Source organism: Cryobacterium luteum (genome assembly GCF_900110125.1).
GTDB lineage: Bacteria > Actinomycetota > Actinomycetes > Actinomycetales > Microbacteriaceae > Cryobacterium > Cryobacterium luteum.
On record NZ_FOCN01000013.1, the window covers coordinates 37,845 to 49,942 of the forward strand.

The following is a 12,098-nucleotide window of genomic DNA, read 5'->3' on the forward strand; positions in this document are numbered from 1 at the left end:
TGATCGTGGCACTCTCGGAGCATGCATCTCCAGACTCCACTCCCTCGCGGCTTCGACGTCGGAGCGTTCACCTATGCCGAGGCCCGGGCCGCGGGCGCGTCGGCCAAGCGCCTGCGGTCGCGCGATATCGAGCATCCGTTTTGGGGTGTCTGCGTTGCGGCCGGCAGCATTGCAGAGCTGAATGACCGGTGCCGGGCAATTAGACAACGGATGCCCGTTGGCGCCTTCTTCAGCCACGTCACGGCTGCCCGCCTGTTCGGCATGCCCCTGCCGGCCAAGCTCGAGGCCGACCCGCTCCTTCATGTGACGGTGCTCGACCCGCATCGGGCCTTGCGAGCAGTGGGGGTTGTCGGACACCGGGTGGCGATTCCTCCGGGGCTGGGTAGTGTGGCCGGGCTGCCGGTGCTGGAGCCGGTCTCGGCGTGGTGCCAACTGGCATCCGTTCTGGACCTGAATGACCTCGTCGCGGCGGGTGACCATCTGCTCAGGCCGGAACTCGGGCTCGCGACCGCACCCGAGATCTCAGCGCAGGTCGTGCAGTATGCAGGGCAGCGCGGTGCCCGCAGCCTGCGCGCGGCAGAGGCGTTGATTCGGCCCCGGGTCGAGTCCAGGCGGGAGACGTTTCTGCGCCTCTTCCTGGTGCTGAGCGGATTTCCCGAGCCCGAGACGAACGTATACATTCCCCTGCCCGCCGGCAAACGTCGGGTGCGCGGCGACCTGGTCTACTTTCGCTACAAGGTTCTCGTTGAATATGACGGTGAGCAGCACCGCACCGACGACGGGCAGTACAACCGCGATGCCGAACGGCTGCACGACCTGCGGGGCGCCGGGTGGCTGGTCGTCACCGTGCGCAAGGGGTCGTCGAAGGAATGGATCCGCGCTGCCGTTGACGGCGCGCTGCGCTCGCGGGGTTGGCGCCCGTAGCCGGAAAATGTTCCGCCACTGAAACCACACGCTGCCTAAGCTGGGACCATGCACAAGCACACCCTCGGACGAACCGGCCGTACTGTCTCAGTGATCGGCCTGGGCACCTGGCAGTTGGGCGCCGATTGGGGCGCCGTGTCTGACGCCGACGGGGCCGCCGTGCTGGCGGCATCCGCTGACGCCGGCATCACCTTCTTCGACACAGCGGATGTCTACGGTGACGGCCGCAGCGAACGCCTGATCGGGCATTTCCTTGCGCACGACGACCCGGGCGCTGCCATCACCGTCGCCACCAAGATGGGACGACGGGCCGAGCAGTTGCCCGAGAATTTCGTGCTCGCCAACTTTCGGGAGTGGACCGACCGCTCACGCACGAATCTGGGAATGGACACCCTCGACCTCGTGCAGTTGCACTGCCCGCCGAGCGCGGTCTTCGACTCGGGTGAGGTTTACGACGCTCTGGACACCCTCGTCGACGAGGGAGCCATCAGCAACTACGGCGTAAGCGTGGAGACCTGCGACCAGGCCCTCGCCGCGATCAGCCACCCGGGTGTGGCCACGGTGCAGATCATTCTGAACGCGTTTCGGCTCAAGCCGCTCGACGAGGTACTGCCCGCCGCGCGTGCTGCCGGGGTTGGCATCATCGCGCGGGTGCCGCTGGCCAGTGGGCTGCTCACCGGCAAGTATTCTCGCGAGACCGTGTTCGCCGAGAGCGACCACCGCAACTTCAACCGCGACGGCAGCCACTTCGACGTCGGCGAGACCTTCTCCGGTGTCGACTTCGAGGTGGGACTGCAAGCGGCGACCGAATTCGCCGCCCTGGCTCCGGCCGGCCTGACCCCGGCGCAGGCCGCACTGGCCTGGGTCGCCCAGATCGACGGGGTGAGCGCGGTCATTCCCGGTGCGCGCTCGGTCGGGCAGGCGCAGGGCAACGCTGCCGCGGGCGTGGCCGAGCCCCTCTCCCTGGCCTTCAACGAGGGCGTGCAGGATATCTACGACCGGCTCCTGCGGGAGCAGATCCACCCGCGCTGGTAGCACCTGGCACGGAGTTCGGGAGCTCAGTCGAGGTCGTCGGGGTCTTTGCCGGTGCGCTGGCCGCTGTCGAGCCGGGCGATCGCGGCGAGGTCGTTCGCGTCGAGCACGATGTCGAACACATCGATATTGGCGCGAATACGTTCCGGTGTGACCGACTTGGGAATGACCACGTTGCCGAGCGACAAATGCCAGGCGATCACGATCTGCGCGGCGGACTTGCCGTGCTTGGCGCCGATCGCGTCGAGGGTCTCGTTGCCGATCGCACGGCCCCGGGCCAGCGGCGACCACGCTTCGGTCAGGATGCCGTGGGCCGCGTCGTACGCACGCACTCCGGCCTGCGGCAACCACGGGTGCAACTCCACCTGGTTGAGCACCGGCACGATGTCGGTCTCTGCAAGCAGCCGGTCGAGGTGGTGCGGATGAAAGTTGGAGACGCCGATCGAGCGGGCACGGCCATCTGAGCGCAGCTTCTCGAGGGCCCGCCAGGTCTCCACGTAGCGGTTCTGCTGCGGTGCCGGCCAGTGAATGAGGTACAGATCGACGTAGTCGAGGCCGAGCTTGGCCAGGCTCTCGTCGAAGGCCGTCAACGTTTCGTCATAGCCGTGGCGGTCATTCCACACCTTGGTCGTCACAAACACGTCCTCACGCGCCACACGGGAGCGGGCCAGTCCCTGCCCGACACCCACCTCGTTCTCGTAGAGGGCTGCGGTGTCGACATGACGATATCCGGCGTCAAGCGCGATCTCAACGGTATCGGCGGCGAGGGCATCCGCTATTTTGTAGACGCCGAGGCCGAGCTGGGGGATGGTGTGGCCGTCGTTCAGCGTGAGGGAAGTCATCCTTCCATGCTACGAGACCGGGATCTGGCCTAGGAGACCTGAACTTGGCCTAGGAGACCTGAACTTGGATCGGCTCGGTGTCGGGTATGGGGCTGATGTCGCGGCCGCGCAGGTCCGGGTGCCAGCGCCGGCCGAGGGCGGGGATGATGCAGCCGAGGGCGGCGAAGCCCGCGGCGACGTAGATCGCCGAGACCGGCCCGGAGTGGTCGATCGAGAAGCCGGCTATGGCGGAGCCCATCGCGGCGCCGATCAGCTGGCCGGTGCCGACCCAGCCGTAGGCTTCGGCGGTATCGCTGAACTTCACGCTCGCCGAGACGATGCCGAACAACACCGCGAAAGCGGGTGCGATACCGACCCCGGCCAAGAGCAGCGCCAGCGACAACCACCAGAAGGTGAGCCACAGGCTGGCCAGGGCGAGTCCGATCGTGACGATCAGCATGCGGGCGGCCAGCGCCCACGGGCCGATCGGGGCATGGCCGAGCGCGAGCCCGCCGATCAGCGAGCCGATCGCGAAGATGCCGAGCACCCAGCCGGCGTCGGCGCTGCCATGGCCGAAGACAGCAACGACCCCGGCCTCGACGGCGGCGCAGGCGGCGACGAGGGTGAACCCGACGATGGTGCTAAGCAGCACCTCGGGCTTCTTGAGCACGACGCCGAGCTTGCGACGACTGCGCGGAATGCGCACCCGGCCGACCTCGGGCAGGGAGACAAACCAGATGCCCCCGCCGACCAGAAAGATCGCGGCGAGCAGGATACCCGCGGTCGTCGACACCTGCAGCGCCACAAAGGTTGCGATCACCGGGCCGAGCACCCAGATGATCTCCTGCGCCGACGCGTCGAGCGAGAACAGCGGGGTGAGCTGGCGTGAGTTGACGATCTTGGGGTAGATGGTACGCACGGCCGGCTGGATCGGCGGGGTGGACAGGCCGGCGACGAATCCGATGAGCATAAGGCTCAGCACCGACAGCGGTACCAGCGCCATGACGATGATCGACACGGCGCAGATGAACATGGTCGCGATGATCACCGGGCGCATGCCGAGCCGGCCCATCAACCGGCTGGTGAGCGGACCGGCGATGGCCTGGCCGATGCTCATGGCGCCCAGCACCAGTCCGGCCGCGCCGTAGGAATCAAAGATCTGCTCAATGTGAATGAGGAAGGCGAGCGAGAGCATCCCGAACGGAAACCTCGCCGTCAGCTGCGCGCCGATCAGACGGGATACGCCGGGCGTACGCAGGAGCGTCCAGTAACTTTTCACAATGCTTTCAGTCTAGGGTCGGGCGGGTCGAAAACTGGGGGAGACCGGTGACCCGTGCGGTCTGCGCGCTGCCCGCCCGGGTGGTCATTGTCAGGTAAGGCATGCCATACTAAGGTGATGCTTACCTTACCGATTGAGACCGGCTCCGCCGCCACGATGGTCGTCGACCGTCCGGCCTACCGCCCCTATCGGGCCATGGTGGTGGGCATCCGTTCGTTGAGTGAGCACTTCACCCGGGTGACCTTCTTCGGTACCCAGTTCGACACCTTCGGCACCGCCGGCCTCGACCAGCGCATCAAGATCGTTCTGCCGCTGCCCGGCCGGGGCCTGGCCGAGATCGGCGCCACCGACGAACGCACCATCGCCGACGGCACCTGGTATGCCCGCTGGCGTGCGCTGCCCGACGCCGATCGCAACCCGTTTCGCACCTACACGATTCGCGCGGTGCGCCCCGAGCAGCGCGAGATCGATGTGGACTTCGTCACCCACGCCGGCCACGGCCCACTCGGTCCCGCCGCGCGCTGGTTGCAGACCGCAAGCGTCGGCAGCGACGTTCTCATCGTCGGCCCCGACGAGCGCAGCCCCGACCGCGCCGTCGGCCTCGACTGGCACCCGGCCCAGGCGACCGAACTGTTGTTGGTCGGTGATGAAACCGCCGCCCCCGCCGTCTGCAGCATCCTCGAGAGCCTGCCAGCGGGTCGCCGCGCGCGCGCCTTCATCGAGGTGCCCAGCCCAGCGGATGCCCTGCCCCTCGCCCTGCCTGCAGGGTGCGAAATCACCTGGCTGGCCCGCGACAGAGCGCCGCACGGAGAACGCCTCGACCAGGCGGTGCGTGAGTGGGTCGCCGCCAATCGCCCCCTGGTTGATACGGCGGTCGCCACCACCCCGCAGCCGCTCGCCGAGGTCGACGTGGACTGCGACCTGCTCTGGGAATCACCCAATGCCGCGGCGGGAACGGGTTTCTACGCCTGGCTCGCCGGCGAATCCTGCATGATCAAACTGCTGCGACGTTTTCTGGTGAGCGAGACCGGCATCGACCGGTCGCGAGTGGCCTTCATGGGCTACTGGCGGCTGGGCCGGTCCGAAGCTCAATGACCCTGATTCTGGAACGACGCGCTCGCACCCGTCCACGTCGCGTCGTCATCGGCTTCACGTTCGCGTTCGTGCTTCTCGGCCTCAGCATTGCCGCCTCGCTCCTGGTCGGTACCCGGGAGATCGGTCTCGGCGCCGTCATCGATGCCCTGGTCAACCCCGATACCAGCCTGACCGATACTGCGCTGACTGACCGCACCGTCATCCTCGACCTGCGGGTGCCGCGCACCGTCGTCGGCCTGCTCGCCGGCCTCGCCCTCGGCCTGGCCGGCGCGCTCATGCAGGGCGTCACCCGCAACCCGCTCGCCGACCCCGGCCTGCTCGGGGTCAACGCCGGCGCCTCGCTGTTCGTCGTCGCCGGCGTCGCCTGGTTCGGTGTGACCAGTTCGCTCGGCTACGTCTGGTTCGCGTTCGCGGGCGCCGCCGCGGCCGCCACGATCGTCTACCTGATCGGTTCGCTCGGGCGCGAGGGCGCCACGCCGGTCAAGCTCGCCCTCGCCGGAACCGCGCTGACGGCGGCGTTCACCTCGCTCATCACGATCGTTCTGCTCGCCGACACCGCGGCCTTCGACCGCTACCGGTTCTGGGCAGCCGGCTCGCTCGTGGCCCGCGGCCTCGACGCCGCCCTGCCGTTGGCCCCGTTCATCCTGATCGGCGCGATCCTCGCCATCGTGGCTGCCCGCATGCTCAACGCCCTCGCCCTCGGCGACGACCTCGCCCGCGGCCTCGGCCAGAACCTCATGCTCGCCCGCGTCGTCTGCGCCGTGGCGATCGTGCTGCTCTGCGGCTCGGCGACAGCTATGGCCGGCCCGATCGTGTTCGTCGGCCTCGCCGTGCCGCACGTGGCCCGCTGGATCACCGGCCCCGACTACCGCCTCATCATCGCCTTCTCCGCGTTGTTCGGTCCGACCCTGCTCGTCGCGGCTGATGTGCTCGGTCGCGTCATCGGGCAGCCCGGCGAGATCGAGGCCGGCCTTGTCGTCTCGTTCCTCGGGGCGCCGGTACTCATCGCACTCGTGCGCCGCGTGAAACTGGCGGGCCTGTGATGACCATGCTCAGAGAGCGCCAAGCGGATGCCGCCCCGCTGACCGCCGCGCGCGCCCAGCGGAGCAGACGCGAACGACGCGTCGTGCTCGTGCTCGTCGGCGCCCTCCTGATCGTCGCCGCGTTCAGTCTCGCCGTCGGCGCCTATTCGCTGAGCGTGCCCGACCTGCTGCGCACCCTCGCCGGGCAGGGCACCCAGAGCGAGAACTTCATCGTGCTGTCGCTGCGGCTGCCGCGGCTGACCCTCGCCGTGCTCGTCGGTGTGGCCTTCGCGCTCTCGGGAGCACTGTTCCAGACCGTGCTGCGCAATCCGCTGGCCAGCCCCGACATCATCGGGGTCACCGGGGGAGCGAGCGCCGCCGCCGTCTTCGGCATGCTCATTTTGGGCTTCGGTAGCCTCGCCACTTCGCTCGCCGCGTTCGCCGGGGCCATCATCATCGCCGGCGTCATCTACCTGCTGGCGCGCCGCGGTGGGGTGGTCGGCTACCGCTTCGTGCTGATCGGCGTGGGAGTCGCGTTCATGGTGCAGGGCCTGCTTGGCTACCTGCTCTCTCGCGCCGACCTCAACGACGCGCAGGGCGCCCTGCTCTGGCTGGTCGGCAGTGTGAGCGGCGCCCGCTGGCAAAACATTTCGGTCGTGGCGGTGCTGTTGCTCCTGCTGCTGCCCGTCATTCGCTTGGCTGACGGTCGGCTGCGCGCCCTGCAGCTCGGTGACGACCTCGCGACGAGCCTCGGCGTCGGTGCCGAACGCACCCGGCTCGTGCTGCTCGTAATCGCCGTGGCGCTCGCCGCGACGGCGACAGCGGCGGTCGGCCCGCTCGCCTTCGTGGCCTTCGTCGCGGCGCCTATCGCCTGGCGCGTGGTCGGTACCGGAGGGCTCGCCCTCATTCCGGCAGCGCTGATCGGGGCGCTCATCACGACCGTGGCCGACTTCGTGGCCCAGCACCTGCTGCCCGGGCAGCTGGAACTGCCCGCCGGAATCATCACGGGCGCCATCGGCGCCCCCTACCTGCTCTGGCTGCTCGCCACCAGCAACAAAACCGGAAAAAGTGCCTGATGACCCCGATACTGCGCGCCGAGGGTGTGAGCCTCGGTTACGGCCAGACGCCCATCATCGAGAACCTCGACCTGACCATCGTGCCCGGCGCGATCACCGTCATCGTCGGGGCCAACGCCTCGGGCAAGTCCACCCTGCTCAAGGGGCTGTCCAGGCTGATCACACCGGATGCCGGCCAGGTCACCCTGCGCGGCCGCAATATCAGGGCGCTGCCCGCAAAGAAGGTGGCCACGGTCGTGGGGCTGCTGCCGCAGCAGCCCGTCGCTCCCGACGGCATCACCGTGGCCGACCTCGTCGGGCGTGGTCGCTACCCGCACCAGGGCTGGTTTCGGCAATGGTCGAGCAGCGATGACGAGATCGTCGCCGCCGCCATGGCCGCTACCAACACCCACGAACTCGCTGCGCGTCGCCTCGAGGACCTCTCCGGCGGCCAGCGCCAACGGGTCTGGATCGCCATGGCCCTCGCCCAGGACCCCGAGATTCTGCTGCTCGATGAACCGACCACCTTTCTCGACGTGACCCACCAGATCGAGGTGCTCGACCTGCTGCTCGAGCGCAACCGCGAGCGCGGCACAACCGTCGTGATGGTGTTGCACGACCTCAACCTCGCCGCTCGCTACGCCGACCACCTCGTCGTCATGTGCGCCGGGCGCATCGTCGCCAACGGCACGCCCGCTGAGACGCTCACCGCCGAGATCGTGCGGCACGCCTTCGATCTCGAGGCGCGCATCGTTCCGGATCCCGTCTGCGGTTCCCCCATGGTCGTGCCGATCGGCCGGTTCCACGGGGTGGCGTCGACCACGACGACGCCCGGCGTGCGACACAACGAACCGGTAGTAATTTAGGGTAGGCTACCCTTATTGCCCGGGTGCTCGATGTCGCCCCGCGCCCGACGAACTGGAGAACGTTGTGTCCCGACGCCTTACCCGCACGCTCGCTGCCGCAGCGAGCATCCTTGCCCTGGGCCTGAGTGGTTGCACGGCCGCCGTCAGCGACGGGGCCGACCCCGCTGACGACGCGGCGGCATCCGGCAGCTTTCCCGTCACGATCGAGCACGCCTTCGGCGAAACGACGATCGAAACGCAGCCGACCCGCGTCGTGACCTGGGGCTGGGGCAGCGCCGATGATGCGATCGCGCTCGGCGTGACTCCGGTGGCGATGCCGTTCCAAAGCTACGCCGGCGACGAGAACGGCGTGCTGCCCTGGATCGACGAGGCGCTCGTGGGCCAGGAGATGCCGGTCATCCTGCCCGACACCCAGGAGCCCCCGTACGAAGACATCGCCGCCGCCGCCCCCGACGTGATCCTCGCCGCCTATTCCGGCATCACCGAGCAGGAATACGAGCTGCTCAGCGAGATCGCGCCGGTCGTCGCCTACCCCGGCGACGCCTGGGCCACCCCGTGGCGCGACCTCATCGAGATCACCGGAACCGCGCTCGGCAAGACCGACGAAGCCGACGCCCTGCTCACGTCGATCGACACCGAAATCGCCGACCAGGCTGCCGCGCACCCCGAATTCGCCGGCAAGTCCATCGCGCTCACGAGCGACAGCGCCGGAACCTTCTACGTCTATAAAAAGGAAGACCCGCGCGTGGCCTTCACCCTCGACCTCGGTTTCGTCAGCGCGCCGGCCGTCGATGAGCTCGCCACCGACGAGGCGAGCTTCTACTACACGCTCAGCTACGAGCAGCTCGACCAGCTCGACAGCGACCTGCTGGTGAATTTCGGCTCCACCCAGGAAGAGTCCGACGCGTTCCTCACCGCGAGCTACGCCCAGGCCATGCCGCAGGTGCAGGCCGGTACGGTCGCGTCCCCGGTCGGCGCTGCCTTCATCTCCTCGGTCTCCCCGCCCACCGGCCTCTCGCTGAGCTGGGGCCTCGACGACTACGTCGCCCTGCTCGCCGCCGCCGTCAAGTAGCGCTTTCGAGAACGGATGCCGCGCTGCCGGCCGGCAGCGCGGCATCCGTCTGCTCGAATCTTCGCGGTCGAGGGTGCACTAGGCTCGTTAGGTCTTACCTGCGTGTGGGTTCACCGGCGAATCCGCGCATTTTCGCCCCACTAAAGAAGGAAGTGCCATGCGCGCACGCTACATCGTTCCGGCATTCGCCGCAGCAGCCGCTCTGCTGCTCACCGGCTGTGTCGACAACTCCACCCCGGCCGCCACGACGCCCCCGGGCGAGGTCAGCACGATCGAAGCGGATGCCGCTGCGGTCGCGCTGCTGCCCGACGACATCAAAAGCGCCGGTGTGCTCGTGATCGGAACCGACGCGGCGTACCCGCCGAACGAGTTCAAGGACGAGTCGGGCGCACCGATCGGCTGGGGCATCGAACTCGCCAGCGGCATCGCCGCCAAGCTCGGCCTCACGACCAAGTACCAGATCGCGTCCTTCGACAACATCATTCCGAGCATCACCGGCGGCACCGTCGACATCGGCGAATCCTCGTTCACCGACAACCTCGAGCGCGAGCAGCAGGTTGACTTCGTCAACTACTACAACGCCGGAATTCTCTGGGCCGCGCCGGTTGGAAGCACCGTCGACCCCGACAACGCCTGCGGCCTCACCGTCGCTGTGCAGGACAACACGGTCGAAGACACCGATGAACTCCCCGCCAAGAGCGATGCCTGCGTCGCCGCCGGTAAGGAAAAGATCGAGATTCTGCCCTACGGCTCGCAGGACGAAGCGACCAACGCGGTCGTTCTCGGCAAAGCCGACGCCCTCAGCGCTGACTCGCCCGTCACCCTGTACGCCATCTCCAAGGCGGAGGGCGAGCTGCAGCCGGCCGGCGAAAGCTTCGACACGGCGCCGTACGGCATCACCGTCGACAAGGGATCCGAGCTGACGGCGGCCGTACAGGCCGCGCTTCAGTCCATGGTCGATGACGGTTCCTACGCCAAGATCCTCGATGCCTGGGGCGTCACCGACGGCGGCATCGACACCATCACCATCAACGCCGCGTCCAACGGCTAGAGAATAAGCGACCCGCATCATGACGAACACGGCCGTGAACGGCGAAAAGACGGAGCCCGGAATCAAGGCGATTCGCCTGCGTCACCCGTGGCGCAACACCTTCGCGGTCGTGTTACTGCTCATCGTTGCGTTGTTCGTCGCCGATGCGGCGATGCGGCCGGCCTACGACTGGCCGGCGGTCGGCAAATACCTGTTCGACCAGCGCATCTCGCAAGCGGCGTTCGTCACCCTGCAACTCACGGTCTATTCGATGATCATCGCAATCATCCTCGGCGTGACCCTGGCGATTATGCGGCTGTCGCCGAACCCGGTGGTCAACAGCATCGCCTGGGTCTATCTCTGGGTGTTTCGCGGTACCCCGGTCTACGTTCAGTTGGTGTTCTGGGGCCTGATCGGCACGATCTACCAGTCCATCGACATCGGGCTGCCGTTCACCGAGCCGTGGGTGTCCTTCCCGACCCGGGTGGCGCTGAGTGCGTTCGTTCTCGCCATCGTCGGGCTCGCCCTCAACGAGGCGGCTTACATGGCCGAAATCGTGCGCGCCGGCCTGCTTTCGGTCGACAGCGGCCAGGAGGAAGCCGCAACGGCCCTGGGCATGAGCTGGTTCCAGACCATGGTGCGCGTGATTGTGCCGCAGTCGATGCGGGTGATCATTCCGCCGGCTGGCAACGAGGTCATCTCGATGCTGAAGACCACCTCGCTGGTGACGGCCATTCCGTTCACCCTTGAGCTCTACACGCGCTCCCGAGATATCGCTGCTGTCACCTTCGACACCGTGCCGATGCTCATCGTGGCGTCGATCTGGTACCTGTTCTTCACCTCCATTCTCATGGTCGGCCAGTATTTTCTCGAGAAGCGTTTCGCGCGCGGCATCGGTGACCGCAGACCCGACAAGAAAGCGGATGACGCCACCGCGTCGGTCGCTGGCGCCATGACCGGCGTCATCCCGGTCGTCGGCAGCGGTCAACCTACCGTCGTGCTGCCGCCCACCGACCCGCGTGCTGACTCATCGAAGGGAGAACGCTGATGCCCGACACCCCCATGGTGGTCGCCGACCGCGTCTCGAAGAGCTTCGGCTCCAATGAGGTGCTCAAGAGCATCTCGCTTGAGGTCAAACGCGGCGAGGTCATGTGCCTGGTCGGGCCCAGCGGCTCGGGCAAGTCCACCTTTCTGCGCTGCATCAACCACCTCGAGGTCGTCTCGTCCGGGCGGCTGAGCGTCGACGGGGAACTCATCGGCTACCGCGAAGCCAACCACAGACTCTATGAGATGCGTCCCAAAGAGGCCGCACGGCAGCGCCGTGACATCGGCATGGTGTTCCAGCGGTTCAACCTGTTTCCGCACATGACCGCGCTGCAGAACGTGATGGAAGCGCCGATTCGGGTCAAGGGCCTCTCCAAAGCCGGAGTTGAAGCGAACGCCCGCGTCCTGCTAGCCAGGGTCGGCCTCGCCGAACGCGCCGACTACTATCCCGCGCACCTGTCCGGCGGTCAGCAGCAGCGGGTGGCTATTGCCCGCGCCCTCGCCATGGAACCCAAGCTCATGCTGTTCGACGAGCCCACGAGCGCGCTCGACCCCGAGCTGGTCGGTGAGGTGCTCGACGTCATGCAGGGCCTCGCCCGCGATGGCATGACCATGATCGTGGTCACCCACGAAATGGGATTCGCCCGCGAGGTCGCCGACTCGCTCGTCTTCATGGACGGCGGCGTCGTGGTGGAGAGCGGTGTGCCCACCGAGGTGCTCGCCAACCCGCAGCACCACCGCACCCAGGCCTTCCTCTCCAAGGTGCTCTAGCCCCCGCTCTCTCCTTTCCGGGCCCACGATAGATCATGGTCCCGGTTGCGTAAGGTGGGCCCGGGCGGGAAAACACCCCCACGGAGC

General features: G+C 67.5%; 12 protein-coding genes. 10 read left to right on the forward strand and 2 right to left on the reverse strand.

Annotated features, from left to right (window positions below; translation table 11 throughout):
- Positions 1-21 precede the first annotated feature (21 nt).
- Positions 22-924, forward strand: coding sequence for a PDDEXK family nuclease (locus tag BMW72_RS12865; RefSeq protein ID WP_134360701.1), 903 nt, complete (start codon positions 22-24; stop codon positions 922-924).
- A gap of 48 nt (positions 925-972) precedes the next feature.
- Positions 973-1,959 carry an aldo/keto reductase gene (locus BMW72_RS12870; RefSeq protein ID WP_092111174.1) on the forward strand — a complete coding sequence of 329 codons (987 nt, stop codon included), beginning with the start codon at positions 973-975 and terminating at the stop codon, positions 1,957-1,959.
- Between the two features lie 23 nt (positions 1,960-1,982).
- On the opposite strand, the gene BMW72_RS12875 is transcribed toward BMW72_RS12870, so the two are convergent.
- Both BMW72_RS12875 and BMW72_RS12880 read right to left on the reverse strand, forming a co-directional pair.
- Entirely contained in the window at positions 1,983-2,798 is an 816-nt protein-coding gene (locus BMW72_RS12875; RefSeq protein WP_092111176.1) for an aldo/keto reductase, read from the reverse strand.
- A 49-nt stretch (positions 2,799-2,847) separates the two neighbouring features.
- The gene (locus BMW72_RS12880) at positions 2,848-4,056 is read right to left on the reverse strand and encodes an MFS transporter (RefSeq protein ID WP_092111178.1); all 1,209 of its coding nucleotides are present in this window, start codon (positions 4,054-4,056) and stop codon (positions 2,848-2,850) included.
- Positions 4,057-4,173: 117 nt separating this feature from the next.
- Here BMW72_RS12880 and BMW72_RS12885 point away from each other — a divergent pair, with 117 nt between their 5' ends.
- The 8 genes from BMW72_RS12885 (at position 4,174) to BMW72_RS12920 (ending at position 12,011) form a co-directional block, all read left to right on the forward strand.
- Positions 4,174-5,151 (forward strand): siderophore-interacting protein, encoded by a 978-nt coding sequence (locus BMW72_RS12885; protein WP_092111180.1) that lies wholly within the window; start codon positions 4,174-4,176, stop codon positions 5,149-5,151.
- Positions 5,148-6,194, forward strand: coding sequence for a FecCD family ABC transporter permease (locus BMW72_RS12890; protein WP_092111182.1), 1,047 nt, complete (start codon positions 5,148-5,150; stop codon positions 6,192-6,194). Before BMW72_RS12885 ends, BMW72_RS12890 begins: the two co-directional genes overlap by 4 nt.
- On the forward strand, positions 6,194-7,249 hold the full coding sequence (locus tag BMW72_RS12895) for a FecCD family ABC transporter permease (RefSeq protein WP_092111183.1): 1,056 nt from the start codon (positions 6,194-6,196) through the stop codon (positions 7,247-7,249). The genes BMW72_RS12890 and BMW72_RS12895 overlap by 1 nt, the downstream gene beginning before the upstream one ends.
- A complete protein-coding gene (locus BMW72_RS12900) occupies positions 7,249-8,094 on the forward strand; it encodes an ABC transporter ATP-binding protein (protein WP_092111185.1) in 846 nt (281 codons plus the stop codon). The genes BMW72_RS12895 and BMW72_RS12900 overlap by 1 nt, the downstream gene beginning before the upstream one ends.
- A 64-nt stretch (positions 8,095-8,158) precedes the next feature.
- Positions 8,159-9,166 (forward strand): iron-siderophore ABC transporter substrate-binding protein, encoded by a 1,008-nt coding sequence (locus tag BMW72_RS12905; RefSeq protein ID WP_092111187.1) that lies wholly within the window; start codon positions 8,159-8,161, stop codon positions 9,164-9,166.
- 157 nt (positions 9,167-9,323) lie between these two features.
- Complete coding sequence (locus BMW72_RS12910) at positions 9,324-10,217, forward strand: ABC transporter substrate-binding protein (RefSeq protein WP_092111189.1); 894 nt, start codon at positions 9,324-9,326, stop codon at positions 10,215-10,217.
- A 19-nt stretch (positions 10,218-10,236) separates the two neighbouring features.
- Positions 10,237-11,244, forward strand: coding sequence for an amino acid ABC transporter permease (locus tag BMW72_RS12915; protein WP_092111191.1), 1,008 nt, complete (start codon positions 10,237-10,239; stop codon positions 11,242-11,244).
- Positions 11,244-12,011, forward strand: a complete 768-nt coding sequence (locus BMW72_RS12920; protein ID WP_092111193.1) for an amino acid ABC transporter ATP-binding protein — start codon at positions 11,244-11,246, stop codon at positions 12,009-12,011. Before BMW72_RS12915 ends, BMW72_RS12920 begins: the two co-directional genes overlap by 1 nt.
- Positions 12,012-12,098 lie beyond the last annotated feature (87 nt).

Excerpts from the sequence above, each read along its gene's own strand:
- BMW72_RS12865 (WP_134360701.1), top strand. The coding sequence starts at position 22 with ATGCATCTCCAGACTCCACTCCCTCGCGGCTTCGACGTCGGAGCGTTC.
- BMW72_RS12870 (WP_092111174.1), top strand. The coding sequence starts at position 973 with ATGCACAAGCACACCCTCGGACGAACCGGCCGTACTGTCTCAGTGATC.
- BMW72_RS12875 (WP_092111176.1), bottom strand. The coding sequence starts at position 2,798 with ATGACTTCCCTCACGCTGAACGACGGCCACACCATCCCCCAGCTCGGC.
- BMW72_RS12885 (WP_092111180.1), top strand. The coding sequence starts at position 4,174 with ATGCTTACCTTACCGATTGAGACCGGCTCCGCCGCCACGATGGTCGTC.
- BMW72_RS12890 (WP_092111182.1), top strand. The coding sequence starts at position 5,148 with ATGACCCTGATTCTGGAACGACGCGCTCGCACCCGTCCACGTCGCGTC.
- BMW72_RS12895 (WP_092111183.1), top strand. The coding sequence starts at position 6,194 with ATGACCATGCTCAGAGAGCGCCAAGCGGATGCCGCCCCGCTGACCGCC.
- BMW72_RS12900 (WP_092111185.1), top strand. The coding sequence starts at position 7,249 with ATGACCCCGATACTGCGCGCCGAGGGTGTGAGCCTCGGTTACGGCCAG.
- BMW72_RS12910 (WP_092111189.1), top strand. The coding sequence starts at position 9,324 with ATGCGCGCACGCTACATCGTTCCGGCATTCGCCGCAGCAGCCGCTCTG.
- BMW72_RS12915 (WP_092111191.1), top strand. The coding sequence starts at position 10,237 with ATGACGAACACGGCCGTGAACGGCGAAAAGACGGAGCCCGGAATCAAG.
- BMW72_RS12920 (WP_092111193.1), top strand. The coding sequence starts at position 11,244 with ATGCCCGACACCCCCATGGTGGTCGCCGACCGCGTCTCGAAGAGCTTC.